Origin of the sequence: Nitratireductor sp. (assembly GCF_017794765.1) — a bacterium.
In the GTDB taxonomy this organism is placed as follows: Bacteria; Pseudomonadota; Alphaproteobacteria; order Rhizobiales; family Rhizobiaceae; genus Nitratireductor.
In genome coordinates this window covers 1,703,709-1,725,689 of record NZ_CP051236.1, presented here as the reverse complement: position 1 = coordinate 1,725,689, position 21,981 = coordinate 1,703,709, and the positions used below count along the sequence as shown (strand labels likewise).

24 protein-coding genes are annotated in these 21,981 nt (G+C 61.4%); 13 read left to right on the top strand and 11 right to left on the bottom strand.

Annotation, left to right across the window (positions count from 1 at the left end):
• Window positions 1-81: 81 nt before the first annotated feature.
• Complete coding sequence (locus tag HF949_RS08120; RefSeq protein ID WP_292899740.1) at window positions 82-1,095, bottom strand: polyprenyl synthetase family protein; 1,014 nt, start codon at window positions 1,093-1,095, stop codon at window positions 82-84.
• A gap of 178 nt (window positions 1,096-1,273) precedes the next feature.
• Here HF949_RS08120 and HF949_RS08115 point away from each other — a divergent pair, with 178 nt between their 5' ends.
• The 8 genes from HF949_RS08115 (at window position 1,274) to HF949_RS08080 (ending at window position 7,289) form a co-directional block, all read left to right on the top strand.
• Window positions 1,274-1,513: a putative signal transducing protein gene (locus HF949_RS08115; RefSeq protein ID WP_292899738.1), complete on the top strand. Its 240-nt coding sequence runs from the start codon at window positions 1,274-1,276 to the stop codon at window positions 1,511-1,513.
• On the top strand, window positions 1,497-2,288 hold the full coding sequence (locus HF949_RS08110; protein ID WP_292899736.1) for a tRNA1(Val) (adenine(37)-N6)-methyltransferase: 792 nt from the start codon (window positions 1,497-1,499) through the stop codon (window positions 2,286-2,288). Before HF949_RS08115 ends, HF949_RS08110 begins: the two co-directional genes overlap by 17 nt.
• 83 nt (window positions 2,289-2,371) lie before the next feature.
• Window positions 2,372-3,247 carry a S49 family peptidase gene (locus HF949_RS08105; RefSeq protein WP_292899734.1) on the top strand — a complete coding sequence of 292 codons (876 nt, stop codon included), beginning with the start codon at window positions 2,372-2,374 and terminating at the stop codon, window positions 3,245-3,247.
• A gap of 51 nt (window positions 3,248-3,298) precedes the next feature.
• Window positions 3,299-3,484, top strand: a complete 186-nt coding sequence (locus HF949_RS08100) for a hypothetical protein (protein ID WP_292899733.1) — start codon at window positions 3,299-3,301, stop codon at window positions 3,482-3,484.
• Window positions 3,485-3,508: 24 nt separating this feature from the next.
• Complete coding sequence (locus HF949_RS08095; protein WP_292900072.1) at window positions 3,509-4,405, top strand: 4-(cytidine 5'-diphospho)-2-C-methyl-D-erythritol kinase; 897 nt, start codon at window positions 3,509-3,511, stop codon at window positions 4,403-4,405.
• The gene (gene moaB, locus HF949_RS08090) at window positions 4,377-4,937 is read left to right on the top strand and encodes a molybdenum cofactor biosynthesis protein B (protein ID WP_292899731.1); all 561 of its coding nucleotides are present in this window, start codon (window positions 4,377-4,379) and stop codon (window positions 4,935-4,937) included. The genes HF949_RS08095 and moaB overlap by 29 nt, the downstream gene beginning before the upstream one ends.
• A 233-nt stretch (window positions 4,938-5,170) precedes the next feature.
• Complete coding sequence (locus tag HF949_RS08085) at window positions 5,171-6,325, top strand: PA0069 family radical SAM protein (protein WP_292899729.1); 1,155 nt, start codon at window positions 5,171-5,173, stop codon at window positions 6,323-6,325.
• 220 nt (window positions 6,326-6,545) lie between these two features.
• Window positions 6,546-7,289, top strand: coding sequence for a ribonuclease HII (locus HF949_RS08080; protein WP_292899727.1), 744 nt, complete (start codon window positions 6,546-6,548; stop codon window positions 7,287-7,289).
• Here HF949_RS08080 and HF949_RS08075 read toward each other — a convergent pair.
• Window positions 7,215-7,784 (bottom strand): NnrU family protein, encoded by a 570-nt coding sequence (locus HF949_RS08075; RefSeq protein WP_292899725.1) that lies wholly within the window; start codon window positions 7,782-7,784, stop codon window positions 7,215-7,217. The two genes, HF949_RS08080 and HF949_RS08075, sit on opposite strands and share 75 nt — an antisense overlap.
• Before the next feature lie 70 nt (window positions 7,785-7,854).
• Here HF949_RS08075 and HF949_RS08070 point away from each other — a divergent pair, with 70 nt between their 5' ends.
• Window positions 7,855-8,592, top strand: a complete 738-nt coding sequence (locus HF949_RS08070; protein ID WP_292899723.1) for a TetR/AcrR family transcriptional regulator — start codon at window positions 7,855-7,857, stop codon at window positions 8,590-8,592.
• Window positions 8,593-8,655: 63 nt separating this feature from the next.
• Here HF949_RS08070 and HF949_RS08065 read toward each other — a convergent pair whose 3' ends face one another.
• From HF949_RS08065 to HF949_RS08030, 8 genes are all read right to left on the bottom strand, one after another.
• Entirely contained in the window at window positions 8,656-9,135 is a 480-nt protein-coding gene (locus HF949_RS08065) for a F0F1 ATP synthase subunit B (protein ID WP_292899721.1), read from the bottom strand.
• Between the two features lie 9 nt (window positions 9,136-9,144).
• Window positions 9,145-9,726, bottom strand: coding sequence for a F0F1 ATP synthase subunit B (locus HF949_RS08060; RefSeq protein ID WP_065816111.1), 582 nt, complete (start codon window positions 9,724-9,726; stop codon window positions 9,145-9,147).
• A gap of 65 nt (window positions 9,727-9,791) precedes the next feature.
• Window positions 9,792-10,016, bottom strand: a complete 225-nt coding sequence (locus HF949_RS08055; protein ID WP_065816112.1) for a F0F1 ATP synthase subunit C — start codon at window positions 10,014-10,016, stop codon at window positions 9,792-9,794.
• A 127-nt stretch (window positions 10,017-10,143) separates the two neighbouring features.
• Complete coding sequence (locus HF949_RS08050) at window positions 10,144-10,893, bottom strand: F0F1 ATP synthase subunit A (protein ID WP_292899715.1); 750 nt, start codon at window positions 10,891-10,893, stop codon at window positions 10,144-10,146.
• 39 nt (window positions 10,894-10,932) lie between these two features.
• Entirely contained in the window at window positions 10,933-11,286 is a 354-nt protein-coding gene (locus tag HF949_RS08045; RefSeq protein ID WP_292899713.1) for an AtpZ/AtpI family protein, read from the bottom strand.
• Window positions 11,287-11,531: 245 nt separating this feature from the next.
• A complete protein-coding gene (locus HF949_RS08040; RefSeq protein WP_292899711.1) occupies window positions 11,532-12,716 on the bottom strand; it encodes a cell wall hydrolase in 1,185 nt (394 codons plus the stop codon).
• A gap of 170 nt (window positions 12,717-12,886) precedes the next feature.
• Window positions 12,887-14,317: a ribosome biogenesis GTPase Der gene (gene der / locus HF949_RS08035; protein WP_292899710.1), complete on the bottom strand. Its 1,431-nt coding sequence runs from the start codon at window positions 14,315-14,317 to the stop codon at window positions 12,887-12,889.
• A 20-nt stretch (window positions 14,318-14,337) separates the two neighbouring features.
• Window positions 14,338-15,003: a tetratricopeptide repeat protein gene (locus HF949_RS08030; RefSeq protein ID WP_292899709.1), complete on the bottom strand. Its 666-nt coding sequence runs from the start codon at window positions 15,001-15,003 to the stop codon at window positions 14,338-14,340.
• Between the two features lie 213 nt (window positions 15,004-15,216).
• Here HF949_RS08030 and HF949_RS08025 point away from each other — a divergent pair, with 213 nt between their 5' ends.
• Entirely contained in the window at window positions 15,217-16,206 is a 990-nt protein-coding gene (locus tag HF949_RS08025; protein WP_292899707.1) for a polysaccharide deacetylase, read from the top strand.
• 58 nt (window positions 16,207-16,264) lie between these two features.
• Here the strand turns inward: HF949_RS08025 and HF949_RS08020 are convergent, their stop codons facing one another.
• Window positions 16,265-17,854: a BCCT family transporter gene (locus tag HF949_RS08020; RefSeq protein WP_292899705.1), complete on the bottom strand. Its 1,590-nt coding sequence runs from the start codon at window positions 17,852-17,854 to the stop codon at window positions 16,265-16,267.
• Window positions 17,855-18,276: 422 nt separating this feature from the next.
• Here HF949_RS08020 and HF949_RS08015 point away from each other — a divergent pair, with 422 nt between their 5' ends.
• From HF949_RS08015 to HF949_RS08005, 3 genes are all read left to right on the top strand, one after another.
• Window positions 18,277-18,546, top strand: coding sequence for a YMGG-like glycine zipper-containing protein (locus tag HF949_RS08015; protein WP_292899703.1), 270 nt, complete (start codon window positions 18,277-18,279; stop codon window positions 18,544-18,546).
• A gap of 259 nt (window positions 18,547-18,805) precedes the next feature.
• Window positions 18,806-19,771: a sugar-binding transcriptional regulator gene (locus HF949_RS08010; RefSeq protein WP_292899701.1), complete on the top strand. Its 966-nt coding sequence runs from the start codon at window positions 18,806-18,808 to the stop codon at window positions 19,769-19,771.
• A gap of 44 nt (window positions 19,772-19,815) precedes the next feature.
• Complete coding sequence (locus HF949_RS08005; protein ID WP_292899699.1) at window positions 19,816-21,876, top strand: bifunctional aldolase/short-chain dehydrogenase; 2,061 nt, start codon at window positions 19,816-19,818, stop codon at window positions 21,874-21,876.
• The last annotated feature ends 105 nt before the right edge of the window (window positions 21,877-21,981 follow it).

Sequence of the window (21,981 nt, the reverse complement as noted above, 5' to 3'; positions counted from 1 at the left end):
AGTTGGGGAATCCCTGCTTTCCTCGCAGACAAGCATGGCCTTTTTGCGGAAACGCTTCAACGAGAACTGTCTCCCCTGTTATCAGGTCACGCGGCTGATACAGAAATCAATCACGTCAAGCAGCGCATCTTTCTGCGGGGTGGGCCTGAGCGGAGCCAGCGCGTCGCGGGCGATCTCGCCGAAATGGCGCGCCCGCCCGATCGTGTCGCCAATGGCGCCATGCTTGTGCAGAAGCCCGATCGCCTTTTCGAGCGCTGCATCGTCGCACTGATTCTCCTCAATGGCGCTTTTCCAGAAGGCCCGTTCGTCCGGACTGCCACGGCGGTAGCTCAGGATTACCGGCAATGTCACCTTGCCCTCGCGGAAATCGTCGCCGACATTCTTGCCGAGGTCCGAGCTCTTGCCGCCATAGTCGAGTGCATCGTCGACGAGCTGGAACGCCAGTCCGAGATTGGTGCCGTAGGAGCGCAGCGCCGCGCGGTCGTTGCGGGTTGCACCTGCCACGACCGGTCCAACTTCGGCAGCAGCCGAGAAAAGCGCAGCCGTCTTGGCCTTGATGACCGCCAGATATTCGTCCTCTGTCGTCTCCAGATTCTTGGCGACGCTGAGCTGAAGCACCTCGCCCTCGGCAATGACGGACGCCGCCGTGGACAGGATGTCGAGCGCATCGAGCGATCCGACCTCGACCATCATGCGAAACGCCTGGCCAAGCAGGAAATCACCCACCAGAACGCTTGCCTGGTTACCCCAGATCATGCGGGCGGTCTTGCGGCCCCGGCGCAAATCGCTTTCATCCACCACATCGTCGTGCAGCAGGGTGGCCGTGTGCATGAATTCCACGCTGGTGGCGAGCTTCACATGCCCCTCGCCCTCATAGCCGAACATCTGTGCGGCAGCGAGCGTCACCATGGGGCGCAGGCGCTTGCCGCCGGAATCAATGAGATGCTTCGCGAGTTCGGGAATGAGTTCGACATCCGAACCCGCCTTCGACAGAATCAGTTCGTTGACGCGCGCCATTTCGTCGGCGGTCAGGTCCATGAGGCTCGCGACGGAGGCTGCGCCACGCTTGCCATCGAGATTCAACACTACACCCACAGATGGTCCTCCAATCACGACCAGGCACGGACAGGAAAAACCCGACCGAAACGTCCAAACTTCCCGGCAATCTAGTGCCCCGCCCCCACGCGGGGCAAGCGGCGAATGCGCACGGTGCGCTTACCCGCCAATCACGAAGTCGTTTACAGGGGTTGCGCAAACTGTCAACGTCGCGCCCATGATCGAACTCATCCGCACCAATGATCCCGTGGTCATTTCCTTCGTTGAAAGCCTCCTGCGCGACGCCGGCATTGCATTTTTCGTCGCGGACCAGAACATGAGCATCATGGAAGGTTCGCTCGGGATTCTGCCGCGCCGTGTCATGATCGACGAGGATGACCAGGCGGCGGCCCTCCAATTGCTAAAAGACGCCGGTATCGAGAACGAAGCACGTTTCGACGATGAACAGAATCCCTGACACGAGTGCCGAAGCGGGGTACAGCGTCGATTCTTTCCACCGCGATGCGTTTCGGCTCGTGCAGCCTGCCGGTCGCGGTCATCGCTCGGGCGTCGACGCGATGCTGCTCGCCTCCGCCCTCCCGAAAGGCCTTGAAGGCGCAATTGCCGATCTCGGCGCCGGCGCGGGGGCTGCCGGCTTCGCGGTTGCCGCCCGCTGTGGGAAAGCCCTTGTGACCCTCATCGAGAACGCACCCGAAATGGCCGAATGCGCCCGCCGCAGCATCGCGCTGCCGCACAACTCGGCTTTGTCTGGCCGCGTGCGCCTGATTGAGGCCGATGTCACGCTTTCAGGCGATGCACGCGAGAGGGCCGGGCTTTTGCGCAATGCCTATGCGGCGACGATCATGAACCCGCCCTTCAACAGCCCCAGCGACCGTGCCACGCCGGATGCATTGAAACGGGTGGCCCATGTGATGGACGACACGCTTTTCGAAACCTGGCTGCGCACGGCAGCCGCCATCACCATGCCCGGAGGGTTTTTGGCGCTGATCGCCCGTCCCGCTTCGCTCTCGCCCATTCTCGACGCGTTGAAGGGCCGGTTCGGTGCCGCACGCATCGTGCCGGTGCATGGACGTTCCGGGAACCCGGCAATCCGTATCCTCCTGCGTGCCCAGAAGGGCAACCGTGCCGGGCTGACACTGGAGCCGCCCCTCATCCTGCGCGACGCCGACAACCAGGTGACCGAACGCGCCGAGGCGCTGACCAACGGACAGGCGGCGCTTTTCGGCGATTGAACGAGCCCGGCCATTGCACGAACCGCGCAAATGCCTACATGCTCACGAGCAACACGTTCCATTTTTCTGGAGTAAGCACGCCCTTGCGACGCCTTGTCAGCCGCCTCGTCCCCAAAAAACTTCGCGGTGATGCCGTCACCATTCCGGTGATCCGGCTTTCCGGCGCGATCATGCCGTCCAACAGCCTGACGCGCCAGAACCTCTCGCTCGCCACCACCGCGACCGTGATCGAGAAGGCGTTTGCTGTCCCCGATGCGCCGGCCGTTGCCATCGCGCTCAATTCGCCGGGCGGCTCGCCCGTGCAGTCGCGCCTGATCTTCCGCCGCATCCGCGATCTGGCGGTGGAGAAAGACCGGAAGGTCTTCATCTTCGTCGAGGATGTTGCTGCGTCCGGCGGTTACATGATTGCCGCAGCGGGCGACGAGATCATCGCCGACCCTTCCTCCATCGTGGGCTCCATCGGCGTCGTGTCCGCCGGCTTCGGCTTTCAGGAGCTTATCAAGAAGATCGGCGTCGAGCGCCGGGTTCACACGGCCGGCCAGAACAAAGCGATCCTCGATCCCTTCCAGCCGGAAAAGAAGGAAGACGTGGAGCGTCTCAAGGCCCTGCAGCTCGAAATGCACGAGATGTTCATCAATCTCGTCAAGGAGCGGCGCGGCGCCAAGCTCGCCGACGATCCGGAGCTTTTCACCGGCGCCTTCTGGACGGGCACGCACGCGCTTGAACTGGGACTGGTCGACGGCCTCGGCGACATGCGCTCCGTTTTGAAGGAGCGCTATGGCAATAAGACGAAGCTCGCTCTCATCACCCAGCCGCGCGGCCTGTTCGGGCGCAAGCTCGGCATTTCCGGCAGCGCCGGTAGCATTCCGGATCTTGGTGCTGCAATCGCCGGCAATGCCGCGACGGGTCTGATCGAGGCGGCCGAGGAACAGGCGCTCTGGCGCCGCTTTGGACTTTGACGAGGCGCGACCGGGCGTTAAACTCGCGCGCGTGAAACCGGAGGATCGACAATGCCGCAACTGATCTTCTTTGCCGCGGTCGGCGTGGTGGCCTATGTCGGCTACCGCAAATTCGTCCGCGAGGCAGAGCGCGTGACCGCGAAGGCCCGGCGCGCCCGCAAGGAGGCGGCGAATGGCAGCATGGGAACGCTCGTCTACGACCCGAAGACCGGCGAATACCGCGTCGCCAAAGACTGATACCTGAGACAAGCGATGTCCAGCATGATCGCCCCTGCGAAGGTGAACCTGGCGCTGCACGTCACTGGACGGCGTGCGGACGGATTTCATCTGCTGGACAGTCTTGTGGCCTTTTCCAGCCATGGCGACCTGCTCGAAGTGGAAGACGGGGCGGAAGACGATTTCTTCGTTTCCGGCCATTTCGCGGCTCATGTCCCCATCGGCGAGACCAATCTCGTCACCCGCGCCCGCGATCTTCTGCGCGAAACATTCGGGGAGAGAGCCCGCGCTCCCGTTCATCTGCACCTTGAAAAAAACCTGCCTGTCGCCTCCGGCATTGGTGGCGGTTCGGCAGATGCGGCTGCCGCGCTCAGGCTGCTCGTCCGCCACTGGCAGATCGACGTCGATGAAGCCGCGCTCGCCAGGCTTGGCCTCAGCCTCGGCGCGGATGTCCCCATGTGTCTTTCATCGAAACCGCTTCTTGCACGCGGGATCGGCGAGGCGCTTGAGGAACTGCCGCAATTCCCGGCCCTGCCACTTGTTCTGGTGAACCCCAATATTCCGGTTTCCACGCCCGAGGTCTTTTCCAGACTCGAGCGGCGCGAGAATCCTCCCCTGCCCGCCCTTGCCGTGTTTGCCGACACGGCTTCGGCCGCCAACTGGCTTCAAGAGGCGCGCAACGATCTGGAGGAGCCGGCCTGTCAGCTTGTGCCACAGATCGAGGATGCCCGTGGCGCGCTGAGGCGAGCCGGTGCGCTCTTTTCCCGCATGTCCGGCTCCGGTGCCACGTGCTTCGGCGTCTTTTCTTCCCGTCATGAGGCATATCAGGCCGCTGCCCTTCTCGAAGAGCGCCATCCGGACTGGTTTGTCCTTGCCACCGAAACCAGAGCGTCCCAAAGCACCCGAGCTGACCATGCCCATTTCAACTACGCCCGCGCGTGAATTCATCCCCGTCCGCTTCGCGGTGCTGACCGTTTCCGACACGCGCGGTCTTGAGGACGACCGCTCCGGCCAGACCCTTGCCGAGCGCATCGCGGAGGCCGGCCACACGCTCGCCGATCGAAAGATCGTCGCAGACGATATCGAAGCCATCCAGATGGCCGTCAAACTGTGGTGCGCCGATCCCGGCGTCGATGCCGTCATCACCACGGGTGGCACCGGCTTCACCGGGCGCGACGTGACGCCAGAGGCGCTGGAACCGCTGTTCGACAAGCGCATGGATGGCTTCTCGCAGGTCTTCCACCGCATCTCCTACGAAAAAATCGGCACGTCCACCGTCCAGTCGCGCGCCACGGCCGGGTTGATCGACCAGACCTTTGTTTTCGTGTTGCCGGGCTCCACCGGCGCCTGCCGTGATGCCTGGGACGGTATTCTGAAAGACCAGTTCGACTACCGGCACATGCCCTGCAATTTCGTGGAAATCATGCCGCGCCTTGCCGAACACCTGAAGCGCGGCGGCGGCAAGTCCGCCTGATCCCTTCCCGCCCCTGAAAAGCCGGAGAACGCGGCACCGCCCCCGCCAGCCCTTCCGCACGCCTGTGGAATATTCACCAGCCTCAATCTCGCCAAAAGTTCTTGCTTTGTTCTCATTATTCGAATAGGAATAGATTCATCGGCAGCGACGCTGATTCTGCTTTCGGCTCCAGGGTCATAACCTGGCCCCGCGTACTGGAAAGCCAGCGAAATCGCTCAGTCATGGAGCAAGCCATGGAACAGATTGTGAGAGCAGATGCAGCCGCCTTCGATGGCGGCGGGGCCGCGATGGCCAACACGGTGATCGACCGGTCGGGCATTCGCATCGATTCCGAGCGCCGGCGGGGCCGTGCTGCGGGCATCAATCCATCGGGCCGCTATGAGCCTGTCTCCCGCCATGTCTTTGACGATGGCTGGGGCTCGCTTGAGGAATTGCCACCCTTCAAGACCGAGGTCCAGGTGGAGAGGCCGCGCACCATCATCACGCGCAACACCTCGCCCGACATCTCCTTTGACCGCTCCATCAATCCCTATCGCGGCTGCGAGCATGGCTGCGTCTATTGTTTCGCCCGCCCCACCCACGCCTATATGGGCCTGTCGGCGGGGCTCGACTTCGAGGCAAAGCTCTTTGCCAAACCGGATGCCGCACGGCTTCTGGAGCGTGAGATTTCCAAACCGGGCTATCAGCCGCGCACGATCGCCATCGGCACCAACACCGATCCCTATCAGCCCATCGAGAAAAAATACCGCATCATGCGCGAAATCCTCGAAGTGCTGGAGGCGCACGCGCACCCGGTGGGCATCGTCACCAAATCGGCTCTCGTCATGCGCGATATCGACATTCTTTCGCGCATGGCGGAGAAGGGACTGGCCAAGGTCGCTCTTTCCGTCACCACACTGGACCGCAAGCTGGCGCGTACCATGGAACCGCGCGCGGCAACGCCCTCGCGGCGACTGGAAGCCATCCGTGCGCTGACCGACGCCGGCATACCGACATCCGTGATGATGGGCCCCGTCATTCCCGGCCTCACCGATTGCGAGATCGAGCGCATTCTGGAATCGGCAGCCACCGCCGGCGCGCGCGAGGCGGGCTATATCATCCTGCGTCTGCCGCTGGAGGTCAGCCCCATCTTCAAGGAATGGCTCCTGCGCCACGCGCCCGACCGCTATCGTCATGTTCTCTCGCTGATCCGCTCCATGCGCGGCGGCAAGGATTACGACGCCGAATGGGGCAAGCGGATGAAGGGCACAGGCCCCTATGCCTGGCAGATCGGCCGGCGCTTCGAGATCGCGGCAAAGCGGCTCGGGCTCAACCAGGAAAAACGCAAACTGAGGACGGACCTGTTCAAACAACCGCAACCGGGAGGCGAACAGCTCATGCTGCTTTGACCGTTTCCCGGCCGGTCCGCCCGCCTGTTCCAGGCTTGGATTGGAATATTGACGCATCGGAGCGGTACCGTGTTTCCATGAGAAAGTACTGCTTCTCACGCCCCCACTTCCCGTCCGGCTTTGCATCCCCGTAGCCGACGGGCGCTTCCCGGCCCATCCGCCCCCTCGTTGCCGGGAGGCCCTTGCGGAGAATCGGAAGCGATGCGAGCATCGCCGCATTATGGCTCGCACGCGTTCCGATTCTCCCACTCTTTTTGATCTGCCTGTTCGTCCCGACTTCCAGATGGAGGCCGCGCTCCTGCGCGAGGGTCTCGCCCCTGTTGCAGGTCTCGACGAGGCTGGGCGCGGTCCGCTCGCCGGTCCTGTAGTCGCCGCCGCTGTCATCCTCGATGCAAACCGCCTGCCCGATGGGCTTGACGATTCCAAGCGGCTGCCCGCCGAGGCGCGCGACCGGCTCTTCGAAGCCATTATCGAGATGGCCGTCAGCGTCTCCGTAGCGTCTATCTGCGCGGCAAACATAGACCGGTCCGACATCCTGCGCGCCAGCCTGGAGGCCATGCGCCGAGCTGCCGCCGGGCTGTGCGTCACGCCGCTGTTTGCGCTGGCCGATGGCCGCGATGTGCCGCCGGGGCTTTGCTGCCCGGCACGTGCCGTGGTGAAGGGCGATCAGCGCAGCCAGTCGATAGCCGCTGCCTCAATCGTCGCAAAAGTCACGCGGGACCGCATGATGATGCGCGCCGGCGGCGTCGCGCCCGCTTACGGTTTCGAGGCACATATGGGATATGGGACAAAGCGCCATCGCTCCGCCCTGACCGAGCATGGCGCGGTATCGCGCCTGCACCGGATGAGCTTCGCCCCGCTGCGCGATCTTGGACCGTCGCTACCCGCCTCAGAGAGGCGAAACACCGATCAGCCACTGGTGGAGGCCGCCGATAATCAGGCCATAGATCACCAGCCCGCCTAGAATGGCAATCATATCCCGCGTCCAGCCGTCAGGCTGTCTGATCTTGCCGTTGCCTGGTCTGTTAGCCGCCGAGATCCAGTCGATTGCCGCCCAGACCGCGAAGCCGCCGAAAAGGGCGAGGTCCGCCAGCGTTCCGTTCGCCATCAGATGAGCGATGCCCCACAGAATCGTGGCCAGAAGCATGGGATGCCTCACTGCCACTCGCAGTCGCGTGGGGACATAGGCGGCGATCAGCAGGGGAAAGACCGGCAGCAGGAGAAGAATGGCCAGGTGACGCAGCGAAGCCGGCGGCGAGTAAGCCAGCGCTGGGTCGAGACGCGCCAGCCCGTAGCCCCAGATGATCAGGACGAGCCCGAGGATCGAAGCTGCGGTGTAGGGCAAAAGCCACGCGCGCTCTCCATGGGCTTCCATCACCCCGGTGCGCAGGTCCGGAACGAAGATGCGCAGGGAATGAATGCCAAGAAAGACGAGGAGTCCGACCACGAGTACCGACATGACAATCCCTGTTTGCACATTTAATTTTTGTTAGATAGCATAACTAAAATTATATGGCATAGCGGTGAAAATGAAAACTGCCGAGAGAGTACGCACGCCGAGCCGAAAAGCGGCTCTACGTGCTGCCACTTTTCGTGAGATCCATACGATCGCCCGGGACCTGCTTGTTCATGAAGGAAGCGGCGCGGTCACCATCAACGCGATTGCGCGCAGAATGGGCATGAGCGGCCCGGCCCTCTATCGCTATTATCCAAGCCAGGCTGCTCTGATCGAAGCACTGCGCGAGCAGTTTTTCGAGGAGTTGATTGCTTTCATGCGCGCGGCTGGCAAGCATCCCGGGGCCGACACGCCGGGCCGCCGTCTGAATGCCATCTGCCGGGCGCTGCGCCATTGGGCGCTCGCGCACTCAGCCGAGTTTGGCTGGCTGTTCGCAGACCCCGTGGCCGTCAGTCGGGCTGCCGCGCTTCCGCATGTCACGGAACAGGCATCCCCCGGTGCGTTCGGTCAGGTATTTCTCGAACAGGTCGCCGCAATCTGGCACACGCAACGGTTTCCCATCCCGGACCTCGACGACATGCCGACCACGCAGGTCGACCAGCTCATCGCGTTCAGCAGCCGTATCGACGGCCTCCTGCCGCCCGACGCGGCCCATGTCTTTTTAAAATGCTGGATCAGGCTCTACGGTCATCTGTGCATGGAGGTCTTCCAGCAGGTCGCCTTTGCCTATACCGACATGGAGCCCTCGTTCGAGGAATGCCTGAGCGAGCTCTGTTCCCTGCTTGATGTGCCCTATGAGCCACCAGTGTGATGCTCAATAAGAAACGCCGCCGGAAACGGCGGCGTTTCAAAATGTTCAGCTTCCGAAAGCCCGTCAGTTCAGCTTCGACTTCACGTCCTGGATCGAAGCCTTGAACAGCTCTCCGCCGGTCTTGGCATCGACCTTCTCGGCCAGAATGCTGCGCGCGGCTTCCACGGCGAGGTCCACGGCGCTCGCGCGCACCTCGTTCACCGCGTCCTGCTCGGCCTGTTCGATCTTCTGTTCGGCAAGGGCCGTGCGACGGGCGACATATTCATCCGTCTTCTGCTTGGCTTCCTTGACGATCAGTTCGGCCTCGTGCTTGGCGGCGCTGACAATGTCCTGCGCCTCCTGCTCGGCTTCCTGCCGCTTGCGCTGATACTCGGCGAGCAGTTGCTGCGCGTCCTCGCGCAGCTTGCGCGCTTCATCCAGCTCGTTGCGGATGCGTTCGGCACGCCCGTCGAGCGCCCCGTTGATCATGCCGGGCACCTTGAAATAAGCAAGGACCCCCAGGAAGATGATCAGGGCTACAAACGCCCAGAATGTCGCGTCCATGGCCCTCTCCTACTGCTTCACGGACTTGACGGCGGCTTTCGCCGCAGTCTTGTCGAGCTGGCCGCCGACCAGTTCCTGGACGATGGAGGCTGCCGTGTCCTCGGCAATCGTACCCACGTCCTTCATGGCCGTTTCCTTGATCGAGGCGATGCGCTTTTCGGCCTCATCGAGCTTGGCGTCTAGCTGCTTCTCGATCTCACGACGTTCCGCGTCCGCTTCCGCCTTGGCGGCGTCACGGGCTTCCTGGCCGATGACATTGGCCTTCTTGCGGGCGTCAGCCAGCTCCTGCTCATAGGCAGCAACAGCCTCGTCCGCCTCTTCCTTCATCCGCGCCGCCTGGTCGAGATCCTGGGCAATGCGGTCACGCCGCACTTCCAGAATGCCGCCGATGCGCGGCAGCACGACGCGCTTCAGGAACAGGTAGAACAGCCCGAAGGTAATCGCCAGCCACAGGATCTGCGACGGAAATGTGGACGAATCGAAAGGCGGGAAGCCGGCTTCGTGTGCGCCGTCAGACGCCACGCCGGTTTCCGAATGGGTCGCTTCCGCGGCGTCTTGCGCCGAGGCTGCGAATGCCGATGCCACAAACATTGTCTACCTCTTTTAAAACCGGCCGGACGCCCGAAAGCGGCCGGCCACGCACACGAAAGGCGCGCTTAGGTGAAGAGGAGGAGCAGAGCGATGAGCAGCGAGAAGATGCCGAGAGCTTCCGTCACGGCGAAGCCGAAGATCAGGCGGCCGAACTGGCCGTCTGCTGCCGACGGGTTGCGCAGGGCGCCCGAAAGATAGCTGCCGAAGATGTTGCCGAGGCCAAGCGCTGCACCGGCCATGCCGAAACAAGCGATACCGGCGCCGATAGCCTTTGCTGCTTCTACTTCCATTTTAAAACTCCTTGTGATCGCGGATTTGCGTGTTTTCTTCAGACTTGGCGGAAACCGCCGGTGAAACCTGTTTTCCTCTGACCGACCCTTGAGGCCAGTACGAAGCCAGACTTTTCAAACCTCTTGATCAGTGGCCCGGATGGACGGCATCGTTCAGATACATGCAGGTCAGAACGGCAAAGACGTAGGCCTGCATGAAGGCGACGAGGAATTCGAGACCGGTGATCGCCACGGTCATGATCAGCGGCAGAATGGCACCGGCCACACCGGCCGCACCAAGCGCGCTCATGGAGGTGACGAAGCCGGCAAAAACCTTGAGCGTGATGTGTCCCGCCAGCATGTTTGCGAAGAGACGAACCGAAAGGCTGACCGGACGCGACAGGAACGAGACAATCTCGATCAGAACCACCAGCGGGACAACCACACCGGGCACCCCCTGCGGCACGAAAAGCCTGAGGAAGCCGAAACCGTGCTTCCAGAAACCATAGACGACAACCGTTCCGATCACCAGAAGCGCGAGCGCGAAGGTGACGATGATGTGGCTGGTCACTGTAAAGAAGTAAGGGAAGAGACCAAGAAGGTTGGCCATCAGGACGAACATGAAGATCGAGAACACGAACGGGAAGAACCGCATCCCGTGCGAGCCCGCCGAATCTCTCAGCATGGAAGCCACAAACTCGTAGCTCATCTCCGAGATCGACTGCAGGCGGCCAGGCACCAGGCCACGGCTCGACGTCGTCAGGAACAGAAAAGCCCCGGCAGCGACCACCGTCGCAACCATGAAGGCGGACGAGTTCGTAAAGGAGAAATCCAGTCCGCCGACCTCAATGGGAATCCACTTGGAGATCTGGAACTGATGGATCGGATCGTTGGCCACCTGGCCCCCCTCACTTCTGGTCTGGCGCCCGGGCGCCGTTCACTTCTTCTCAGGATCCCGCCCGTCATCCGATGAGCGGATCCCAAATTCAGCAACAAGTCCCGCCGAACGCAGGACATTCAGAACACCTGCCCCAAAACCGAGGAGCAGGAAAATGATCAGTCCCCAGGGAGACGTACCGGCAAAATGGTCGATGAACCATCCAAGAGCAGCGCCGACACCCACGCCGGCAATAAACTCGCTGGACAGTCTGAGCGCCTGCGCGGCGCCCGCCATATCGCCCTTCGTCTTCCCTTCACCGCCGTCTTGCCTGGCCGGTCGTTTCTCTGCGAGAGCCTTCTCCAGATCGGCGCGCCGGCGCTCCAGGTCGTCCGGCTGATCCTTGTCGGCCACCGCAATCTCCGTACCGGGTTTGCTGGTCAGCGGCTATCCGCTTGAAAGTCGCGCGCAACATAGTGAGCGCCCACGCCCCAGTCAAGCCGCTGTCGACGCCATTCACAAAGTCGAAAATTCTTTGAAAAACAACATGATGGCTAGATGCGACAATGCGCGCAGCGCCAAATGCCATGCTGAAAGCGGGAATCGCGGCAGGTCATGCCGCTTTTCAACCCGTCATTTGAGGGATTTCGCCGCCCTGGTCAGTTCCAGCCGCCGCCATAAGTGCGGTAGAAAATGTGCTGGCCGATCTTTTTCATGCGCTGCATTGCATTGGCCCAGCGCGGGTGCACATAAGTCGCATGATAGTGAGTGGAGGAGCCTACTTCGGGGAGCCAGATCTTGCCTGCCGTCGTGGCCATCGCCACCTCCTGTGCCGTCTTGAAGTGCGCCGGGCTAGCCACACGGTCGCGAATCCCGTCACAGGCGAATGAAAACTGGCAGCGGTTGCGCCATTTCTCGTTCTGGTAGACGACGCCGCAGATCGTGTTCGGATAGGTGGGGTTGCGCACGCGATTCAGGATCACCTGGGCGACAGCTGCCTGCCCCTTCACGGACTCGCCGCGCGCCTCAAAGTAAATTCCGGCCGCAAGACATTGCTGCTCACTTTTCGAGAACACCGTTTCCGGCAGAGGTTGCCGCGCCCAGGAATGATCCTTCGCGTCAACGGGTGGAATAAACCGCCCGCCTGTCGGCTCCTCTTCGCGCAGGATGCTGGCAAATGGCGAGGCTTTCGCATAGTCGGGCTTCTGCGGCGCGTAAGCCGTGGCAAGAACATCAGGCTGATCGTTGTTAACCAGCTCGGCGATCGCCCGCGGCAGCGAAGGATCGGCCTTCTCGTCCTTTTTCATATAGAATGCCGAGGCGATGCGTACTTCCTTGCCCTTGATGTCGGGATCAACAAACGCCATCAGCGGTTGATCGGATTTCGGCTTTTCGAGGAGAAAACTGGTCTTTTCAAATATGGTGCCGGCTTCAAAAAGCTTCGGGGGCTGCACAGGTACGACCTGCACGAGACGCCCGGTCTTTTCTTTACGGTTGATGCGCTCCTCGTCGGGCGTGGTTCCGGTGAACCCTTTCTTGCCGCGGAAGGCGATCTTGCCGATGCCGGGTGCAGCGATCCCGGAACCGGAAATGCCGCCTGTCTTCAGGTCGCCATCGACAAATGGCATCTCTGCCTGATGGATCGAACCGGCGACCGATTTTTCCACGAAGGCCGCCCAGCGCGGCCCCGTGCCCTCTTCTCCGGAAACCAGTCCGGCCATGTCCTGGTGTGCGACAATGCCCGGAAACCCGATCCAGAACCCCAACGCCACCAAAGCTGGCGCCAGAAAGGAACGCGATTCATCAACCGCCTTGCGCGGTATTCTTCCACTCCGACGAAGCACCCACACTCTCCGCTACGCAACTCAACCCGATTTCCAAAACCATATTTGGTTAACCTTGATCACTGGTTAACGGAGAGGCTTCTCCCGCTCGCAGAACATCAGAGCAAACAAAAACGGGCCTTGCCATGCAAAGCCCGTCATCTGCCTGACCGGAAATCTGGAGACCGCGCTCAACGGCGCTTTTTCGCCCTACCCGCATAGGGGTTATCGGAGGTGCGCAGCGCCACACGTATCGGTACACCGTAGAGATTGAAGGTCTCGCGCAGGCCGTTCATGAGATAGCGCACATAGGATTGCGGCATTGCTTCAGGCCGCGAACAGGAGACAACGAAGCCCGGCGGCCGTGTCTTGATCTGCGTTATGTACTTCACCTTGAGCCGGCGTCCGGCCACGGCCGGTGGCGGATGCTGCCCCGTCGCGCCTTCCAGCCACCGGTTGAGACGGCCCGTCGAGATGCGGCTGTTCCAGGTGCGATGGGTCTTTTCCACCGCTTCCATAAGCTTGTCGAAGCCGCGCCCGGTCTCCGCAGAAATTGGAACCGCCTGCAGCCCGCGCACCTGCGGCAGAAGCCGCGCCGTCTTTTCGTGCAGTTCGGCGAGCGTCTCCTGCCGGTCCTCGATCAGGTCCCATTTGTTGAAGGCAATGACCGGCGCCCTGCCCTCGCGGATGATCAGGTCGGCGATCTGCAGGTCCTGTTTCTCAAACGGGATGGTCGCATCAAAAACCACGATCACCACTTCGGCAAAGCGCACGGCGCGCAGCCCGTCGGAGACGGAGAGCTTTTCCAGCTTTTCCTGTACGCGTGCCTTGCGTCGCATGCCGGCCGTATCGAACAGCTTGATCTTGCGGCCACGCCATTGCCAGTCGACGGAAATCGAATCGCGCGTGATGCCGGCTTCGGGGCCCGTCAGCATGCGTTCCTCGCCAAGCAACGCGTTGATCAGCGTCGACTTGCCGACATTGGGGCGCCCCACAATTGCGATCCGCAACGGTTTGGACGAATCGTAGACTGCCTCTTCTTCCGAATCGGGCTCCACATCCTCGCCGACCGTGATTTCGTCTGTCGTGAGAACGGCCTCTTCCGGATCTTCCGCCAATGCCCGGTCCTCGCCAAGCGCCTCGACGATGGCGTCACGCAGATCGGACATGCCGAGACCGTGTTCCGCCGACACCTCGACCGGATCACCCAGCCCCAGTTCCCACGCGTCAAGAACCCCGCTGCGGGCGGCATTCACGTCCATCTTGTTGGCGACCAGCACAACCGGCTTGCCGCTGCGGCGCAGGAGATTGGCGAAGGTCGCATCATCGGGCATCACACCGGCGCGGGCATCGATCATGAAAAGCGCAATATCGGCCTCTTCGATCGCCTGCTCGGTCTGGGCACGCATGCGGCCCTCCAGTGTCGGCGCTGCAGCACTTTCCAGACCGGCCGTGTCGATTACCTCAAACTTGAGGTCCTGAAGGCGGGCAGTATGGGAGCGGCGGTCACGCGTTACACCGGGCGTATCATCGACAATGGCCAGACGCCGACCGGCAAGCCGGTTGAACAGTGTCGACTTGCCGACATTCGGCCGGCCGATGATTGCAAGCTTGAAGGCCATCTTGGCTCACCGGTCTCCGGCTATTCCGCCGGGCTTGAGCCGAGGATCAGCTCGATCATCATCTCGGCGCGCTGGCGCGTGTTGCGGGGTGCCTCGGCATCGCCGGAAATCTGCTGGAAGAGCTGAAGCGCGTCGTCGCGCTTGCCTTCCTTCCATGCTGCAAGACCAAGCGCCTCGCGCGCCGTGTGGCGCAGCGCGTTTCCATCCGCCGTCAATGTTTCAACACGTGCTGAAACGTCCGCATAGGATCCGTGATCTACCAGAAGAAGCCCTGCCCGAAGGCGAGCAATGTCGGCGATCACATCGGTTACCGAACGGTCCGCCGCAATTGCATCGAACGCAGCCACGGCACCTTCCGCGTCGCCATCGGCAGCCAGAACGGTGGCAGAACGCATGCGCGCCAGAAGCGGATAGGAGCCATAGCCACTCTCTTCCAGTTCTTTGAAAGCGGCGAGCGCTTCATCGTTCTCGCCCTGGCGGGCATGCTCCAGTGCCTGGGAAAAAGCATCGCCAGAAGCATTTGCGCGGGAGGATGTCCAGCGCTCATAGCCGACATAGCCGGCCGTGGCGATGACGAGCAGAACGGCTGCGCCGATCGCAATGGGGCCGAAACGACGCCACAGAGATTTGAACTGATCCTGGCGAAGCTCTTCATTGACTTCGCGAATGAAACTGTCGTCGGACATATGCGACCCATGCCTGGCGGGTACTTCCCGCGCTTTTCCGGTTTCCGGCTTTTTAGACGAAATTTGCCGCCATGGAAGGGGGGGCTGTCATTTCGTTCCGATTCTGTTGATTCGGCGCCAACGCCCGATGCCGTAAAACGATACTGCTTTCCAAACTCGGCCATATTTGGCCAGTAACCCTGCCCTTCGAATTGCATAGCGGATTACGTGATCATGCTCAAATTTCTCTGCGCCGGTGCAACGGCACTGGCGTTGACAGGTTCCTGCTTTGCCGGGAACACGAAAGAGGCGAAGTCGCCGCAATACGTGATCATCTCCTTTGACGGCGCCCTGCATCTGGAACAGTGGGAGCGCAGCCGTGCGCTTGGCAGGGAAACAGGCGCGCACTTCACCTATTTCCTTTCCTGCGTTTACCTCCTGTCTCCGGAGACGCGCAAAACCTATCAGGCACCCGGCATGGCCCGGGGCCGCTCGAATGTCGGCAGCGGGTATTCGCAGGAGGATGTCGAGGAACGGCTCGGTCAGATCTGGTCCGCCCGTGCCGAAGGGCACGAGCTGGCAAGTCATGGCTGCGGTCATTTCGATGGGAAAAATTGGAGCGCGGACGACTGGGCGCAGGAGTTCGATCAGTTCGCGGCCATTGTCACAGACGCCTGGAAGGTCAACGGGATCAAGGGTGAGCCCGAGGGTTGGCGGGATTTCGCGCGCAAGGAAATACGCGGTTTCAGAGCGCCATACCTTTCAACGAGCAAGGGACTGTTCAAGACGCTTGAGAAGAAGGGCTTTGCCTATGACGCCAGCGCTGTCTCACGCGGTCCGGAGTTGCCCAGAACCCGCAATGGCCTCGCGCATTTTTCTCTCCCACTGATACCGGAGGGCCCTCGCGACAGGCCGGTGATTGCCATGGACTACAACCTTTATGTGCGCCACTCCGGCGGCAGGGAAAAGCCGGAGGCAGCGTCCGCGTTTGAGCAGCGGGCCTATGATGCCTTTATGGCGACGTTCGACAGGGAATATGACGGACGCCGCACCCCGGTCCAGCTCGGCTTCCATTTTACCCTCATGAACGATGGTGCCTATTGGAATGCGCTGGAGCGCTTTGCGCGCGAGGTTTGCGTCAGGGACGATGTGAAATGCCTGAGCTACCGTGATTACCTGGCAGCCATCTCCGAAGCCGAAGCTCCGGTCCAGGGCGGAACCTGATCGAAAAAGCCCCGGCATTTCTTGCCGAGGCTCATCTTCAGCGTTTTTTCGCGCCCGTTTAGTTGCCGATTTCCCGCTCGTGCCGCAACGCCTTGAAAGTGGCATAGAGCATGATGGTCAGCAGGATCGCGAACGGGAAACCTGTCGCGATTGCACCGGCCTGAAGTGCGGCCAGTCCACCGCCAAGCAGCAGAACGATTGCGACCAGGCCCTCGAAAATGGCCCAGAAGACACGCTGCGCTATCGGCGCATCGATCTTTCCGCCGGCCGTGATCGTGTCGATGACCAGCGAGCCGGAATCCGACGACGTAACGAAAAATACGATGACCAGAATGATTCCGATGAGCGAGCTCACACCGGCCAGCGGCAGGTCGGCCAGCATCGCAAACAGCGAAAGTTCTGGCACGTAATCGACCACTGTCTCCTGAACGCCCGTGTATCCATCGGCCAGGAACTGCTCCATTGCAGTGCCGCCGAACGTGGTCATCCAGAGGATCGATACGAGTGTGGGAATGATCAGAACACAGGTGATGAACTCGCGCACGGTCCGCCCCTTGGAAACGCGGGCGATGAACATGCCCACGAAAGGTGACCAGGAAATCCACCAGGCCCAGTAAAAGGTGGTCCATCCGTGCATGAAGCCCGTGTCTTCGCGGCCGACCCAGTTCGAGAGTTCCGGCAACTCCTTCAGATAAGACCATGTGTTGGAGAAAAAGCCAGTGATGATCGCCAGTGTGGGACCGAAGATGATCACAAACAGAAGTAGAAGAATGGCGAGCACCATGTTGATCTCGGAGAGACGCTTGACGCCCGCATCCAGTCCCGCCACGACGGAGATCAAAGCAATGCCGGTGATCCCCATGATGAGCAGGACCTTGATCGTGTCAGTGTTCGGAACACCATATAGCTCGTTCAAGCCGGCAAGCGCCTGCGAGGCACCGAAGCCGAGCGACGTTGCAAGGCCAAAGAGTGTTGCGAAAACCGCCATGATGTCGATCAGGTGACCGGGCCAGCCGCGCACCCGTTCGCCCAGAATCGGGTAGAACGCCGAGCGGATGGATAGCGGCAGCCCCTTGTTGTAAGCGGCAAGCGAGAGCGACAGCGCCAGAACCGCGTAAATCGCCCAGGGATGAAGCCCCCAGTGAAAGATGGTTGCCGCCATGCCCATTTCACGGGCCGCCGGCACCGCGCTCGCCACGAGTTCGCCATCGGCCAATGGTGCCTCCAGACCAAGCGGCGGGTTGTTGAAATGATACATCGGCTCAAGCACGCCGAAAAACATCAGGCCGATACCCATGCCAGCCGCAAAGAGCATCGCGAACCAGCCGGAATAGGAATATTCGGGCACTGCATCCTTGCCGCCCAGCCTGACTTTGCCCAGTGGCGTTGCCGCGACAAGAACACAAAACACCACGAATAGATTTGCTGACAGCATGAAGACCCAGTCAAAGGTCGAAGTCAGCCAGACCCGCAGTCCGCCAAGTGCACTTCCCGACGCTTCCTGAAACATCAGGGCGATGATCACGAAGGCAATGATCAGAACAGCGGAAACGAAGAAAACAGGGTTGTGAACGTCCAGACCAAGCAGCCGAATGTTATCCTGCCCGGGCTCGAGCCCGTGGTCCTCCTCAACGATTTCATTGGACATGTCTCACTCCATATCTGTCCGAGGCTGGAAGCAAATGACAGAATGGCCGCCCGTCCCCGGAACATTCCTCCACACTCGGGACCGTGAACCAAAACACATGATCGCGCATGGTCTGTATGCGACCTTGTCCGTGCGGATTGAGACCAGACTCACGCAAATCGGAGACGGATGGAACCCTTTTTCACCAAAATTCCGCCCGGAAATCGCCAAATTCCATTGGCGAGGCGTGCAAATAGCCCGCAATCAACGGTCATTTTCACACAACAAGACGAGAAATCGACACAAACTACGCTTGTCTCTCGGACTTTTGCCGGATTTTATGTCCATGTTATACGGCTATAGGGACACCATTAACTGCATAGCTTCAGATGGAACCAAATCGATGTCTGTAGCTTATGATGAAAACCATTTGGAGAGGACACATGAAAAAGTCACTGCTTCTCGTGCCGGCACTGCTTCTCGGTGTTGCTGCCTGCACCCCGACTGAACAGGGCGCGGCATTTGGCGGCGCCAGCGGTGCGGCCATCGGCGCGCTCGCTTCCGGCAACAAGGTCGAAGGCGCCATCATCGGCGGTGCCATCGGCACGGTGGCCGGCGCTCTGGTCGGTCGCGCATCGGAAAACCGCAACCGCTGCATCTATCGCGACGAATACGGCCGCCGCTACGAGGCCCGTTGCCCGCGCGGTTACTGATCGTCCGGCAGCGCAGCCTGCGCTGCCTGGCAGCAGACAACACGGCAAAGGCCGGGATGCATCGCGCATCCCGGCCTTTCTCATACCTGCATCCCCCCGTGCGACCCGATCAACCGTCCGCTACGGACAAGCGTCAACCGTCCGCCAAGGACAAGCGAGCCGCGCCTTGACGGGACCGCCTTCCCCGGTCTCCCGGTTCTTCCCGGCTGCGAATTGACTTTTGTCAATCGCCATGAATAATGTCGAAAGGAGGCGCGGAATGGCTTATCGTCCTGCAGAGCAGATCATACACAAGGCCGCCTGGCTATATTACACGCATGGCCTGCGTCAGGACGAGGTGGCGCAGCGGCTGAGCATCTCGCGCGCATCCGTGGCGCTCTATCTGCGCAAGGCCCGTGAGGCCGGTATCGTCAACATCTCCACCTCCACGCATCTTTTCAGCGGCGAGCGCCTCGCGCGCCAGATGGAAGATACGTTCGGCCTCGAAACCGTGTGGCTCGTGGGGGAGGATTCCCTTTCACCCTCCCCAGCCTCCGAAATTCCGACGCTGGCTGCCAATGTCTTTCTCGAAATGGTCGAGAACGGGAATCGGGTCTGCGTCGCCTGGGGCCGCACCGTCTACGACATCGCCGACGCGATGAGCTATGCCGACCGCGAAGGCGTGACCGTCGTGGAAATGTGCGGCAATCTCGGCTCGCCCTATGCCTACCGTCCCGACCAGTGCACCATGGAGATCGCCCGCCGGCTCAACGCCAAGGGGCTCAACTTCTACGCACCGCTGGTCCTGAGCACCGAGGGACTGGCTCAGGCTCTGCGCGAAGAGCCGGTCATCCGCGAACAGCTCGACGGTATCGGCGCCTGCGATCTGGCCCTCTTCACGGTCGGAGCGCTCGATACCGACAGCCATGTCATAAAATGCGGCGCGCTCAGCATCGAAGAGCTTGGGCGGCTGAAAGCGATGGGGGCCACCGGCGTCATTGCGGGACAAATCATCACCGCCGATGGCAAACTGCTCGACTGCGATTACAACCGGCGCATGATCTCGGCCGATTTCGACGCCATCCGCGCCATTCCGAAGCGCCTGATGGTGGTGCAGGAGGACGAGAAGCTCGAACCTCTCAAGGCCGCCATCGCCGGCCGTTTTTTCACCCATCTGGTGACCACTTCCTCCATGGCGGCCGCGCTATTGCAGCACCACGCCGCCAGTGAACCGACGCCGGCCTGAACCCCGCCGGCAAGCGCAACCCTTCAAGACAGTACAGGACCGACATGCAGAACCTCTGGAAAGACAGCGAAGCCGAAAAGCTCGTCGAGCACTACGCCGCAAAGGGCGTCGACCGCGATCTGGCGCTGCGCGTCTACACGACCCGACTTCTGGGCGGCGAGCCGCGCCTTGTTCTGCATGGCGGCGGCAACACCTCGCTGAAGAGCAAAGCAACCGATATTCTGGGCCGCGAATATGATGTTCTGTGCGTCAAGGGCAGCGGCTGGGACATGGGCGTGATCGAGCCGCAGGGCCTTCCCGCGGTGAAGATGGACGCGCTCCTTGCCGCCCGCAGGCTCGACGCGCTGGCCGACGAAGACATGGTCGCCATGCAGCGCGCCAATCTCATCGATCCGGGTTCCCCGAACCCCTCCATCGAGACCCTGCTGCACGCCTTTCTGCCGCACAAATTCGTCGATCACACCCACTCGACAGCCATTCTCGCGCTGGTCGATCAGAAAGATTCCGAAGCGCTCTGCAAAAAGGTCTTTGGCGACCGGCTCGGCTTCGTACCCTACATCAAACCGGGCTTCGACCTCGCCAAGGAAGCCGCCGACATCTACGACAAGAACCCCGCCGTGGAAGGCCTGATCCTCGACAAGCACGGCATTTTCACCTTCGCCGAAGATGCCAAGACGGCCTACGATCTCATGATCGAGTTCGTCACCATGGCGGAAGATTATGTCGCCGAAAACGGCAAGGCTCCCTTCAAGCCGGTGGCGCTTCCCAAGGAACTTGCCACCCCGTCCGAGATCATGCCCTATCTGCGCGGCGCGATCGCCATTGACGAGGGCGAGGGCGAGGGCAAATATGGCCGCATGGTCTGCGACTTCCGCACCTCACCGAAAATCCTCGATTATGTGAACGCCGACACGGCCGAAGAGCTCGCCACACGCGGCGTCTCGACGCCGGACCTTTCGATCCGCATCAAGACCGGCCCCATGGTTCTGCCCGCGCCGGAAGCAGGCAAACTTGATGAATATGGTAAGGTGATCCGCGAAAAGGTCGCCGAGTTCTCGGCTCGCTACAAGGACTATTTCGAGACCAACAACGCCGCCGACGATGTCGAGCGCACCATGCTCGACACCATGCCGCGCCTGACACTCGTGCGCGGTCTCGGCCTCATCGGCCATGGCCGCAGCATGAAGGAGGCGAAGATCGCCGCTGATGTCGGCGAGATGCTGGTGGAAGCGGTCACCGGTGCCGAAGCCATCGGCTCCTTCCACCCGCTGGCGCTGTCGGATCTCTTCGAGCTTGAATACTGGTCGCTTGAGCAGGCCAAGCTCGCCTCCAACAAGCCCAAGCCGCTCTCCGGCCAGGTCACGCTGGTCACCGGCGGCGCGGGTGCCATCGGTGCCGCCACGGCAAAGCTTTTCGCATCGCAGGGCTCCCATGTGGTCGTCGTCGACATGCATGCCGACAAGGCCGAAGAGGTCGCGAAATCAATCGGCAATGCCGCCATCGGAATCGGTGCCGACGTGACCGACGCGACAGCCGTGCGCGCCGCCTTCGACAGGGCACGCGATGTGTTCGGCGGCGTCGACATCGTCGTTTCCAATGCGGGTGCCGCATGGGAAGGCAAGATCGGCGAACTGGAAGACGCCACGCTGCGCAAGAGTTTCGAGCTTAATTTCTTCGCCCATCAGAGTGTGGCGCAGAACGCGGTGCGCCTCTTCAAGCAGCAGGGCACCGGCGGCGTGCTCCTCTTCAACGCCTCCAAGCAGGCGGTCAATCCGGGTGCGAATTTCGGCGCCTATGGCCTGCCCAAGGCGGCAACGCTCTTCCTGTCGCGCCAATATGCGCTGGATTACGGCTCCATCGGCGTGCGCTCCAATGCGGTCAATGCCGACCGCATCCGTTCGGGCCTCTTGACCAACGAGATGATCGCCAACCGCTCCACCGCGCGCGGCGTCTCGGAGAAGGACTATATGGGCGGCAATCTTCTGGGCCTTGAGGTGCGCGCCGAGGATGTGGCACAGGCCTTCCTCAACCACGCCCTTGCCGAGCGTACCACCGCCGACGTCACCACCGTAGACGGCGGCAATATCGCGGCAGCGCTGCGCTGATATAGAGAGCCGGCAAGAGGATGAGGGGCGAGCGCCAACACTGCAAAGGTCGCCCTCCATTCCGCCCTCGCCCTTGGACAAGCTCAGGATGAGGGCTCTCGTTAC

Excerpts from the sequence above, each read along its gene's own strand:
- HF949_RS08100 (WP_292899733.1), top strand. The coding sequence starts at position 3,299 with ATGCCGCAACTGATCTTCTTTGCCGCGGTCGGCGTGGTGGCCTATGTC.
- HF949_RS08020 (WP_292899705.1), bottom strand. The coding sequence starts at position 17,854 with ATGTCCAATGAAATCGTTGAGGAGGACCACGGGCTCGAGCCCGGGCAG.
- HF949_RS08070 (WP_292899723.1), top strand. The coding sequence starts at position 7,855 with ATGAAAACTGCCGAGAGAGTACGCACGCCGAGCCGAAAAGCGGCTCTA.
- HF949_RS08005 (WP_292899699.1), top strand. The coding sequence starts at position 19,816 with ATGCAGAACCTCTGGAAAGACAGCGAAGCCGAAAAGCTCGTCGAGCAC.
- HF949_RS08080 (WP_292899727.1), top strand. The coding sequence starts at position 6,546 with ATGGCTCGCACGCGTTCCGATTCTCCCACTCTTTTTGATCTGCCTGTT.
- moaB (WP_292899731.1), top strand. The coding sequence starts at position 4,377 with ATGCCCATTTCAACTACGCCCGCGCGTGAATTCATCCCCGTCCGCTTC.
- HF949_RS08115 (WP_292899738.1), top strand. The coding sequence starts at position 1,274 with ATGATCGAACTCATCCGCACCAATGATCCCGTGGTCATTTCCTTCGTT.
- der (WP_292899710.1), bottom strand. The coding sequence starts at position 14,317 with ATGGCCTTCAAGCTTGCAATCATCGGCCGGCCGAATGTCGGCAAGTCG.
- HF949_RS08075 (WP_292899725.1), bottom strand. The coding sequence starts at position 7,784 with ATGTCGGTACTCGTGGTCGGACTCCTCGTCTTTCTTGGCATTCATTCC.
- HF949_RS08055 (WP_065816112.1), bottom strand. The coding sequence starts at position 10,016 with ATGGAAGTAGAAGCAGCAAAGGCTATCGGCGCCGGTATCGCTTGTTTC.
- HF949_RS08085 (WP_292899729.1), top strand. The coding sequence starts at position 5,171 with ATGGAACAGATTGTGAGAGCAGATGCAGCCGCCTTCGATGGCGGCGGG.
- HF949_RS08060 (WP_065816111.1), bottom strand. The coding sequence starts at position 9,726 with ATGTTTGTGGCATCGGCATTCGCAGCCTCGGCGCAAGACGCCGCGGAA.
- HF949_RS08095 (WP_292900072.1), top strand. The coding sequence starts at position 3,509 with ATGATCGCCCCTGCGAAGGTGAACCTGGCGCTGCACGTCACTGGACGG.
- HF949_RS08015 (WP_292899703.1), top strand. The coding sequence starts at position 18,277 with ATGAAAAAGTCACTGCTTCTCGTGCCGGCACTGCTTCTCGGTGTTGCT.
- HF949_RS08065 (WP_292899721.1), bottom strand. The coding sequence starts at position 9,135 with ATGGACGCGACATTCTGGGCGTTTGTAGCCCTGATCATCTTCCTGGGG.
- HF949_RS08030 (WP_292899709.1), bottom strand. The coding sequence starts at position 15,003 with ATGTCCGACGACAGTTTCATTCGCGAAGTCAATGAAGAGCTTCGCCAG.
- HF949_RS08010 (WP_292899701.1), top strand. The coding sequence starts at position 18,806 with ATGGCTTATCGTCCTGCAGAGCAGATCATACACAAGGCCGCCTGGCTA.
- HF949_RS08025 (WP_292899707.1), top strand. The coding sequence starts at position 15,217 with ATGCTCAAATTTCTCTGCGCCGGTGCAACGGCACTGGCGTTGACAGGT.
- HF949_RS08110 (WP_292899736.1), top strand. The coding sequence starts at position 1,497 with ATGAACAGAATCCCTGACACGAGTGCCGAAGCGGGGTACAGCGTCGAT.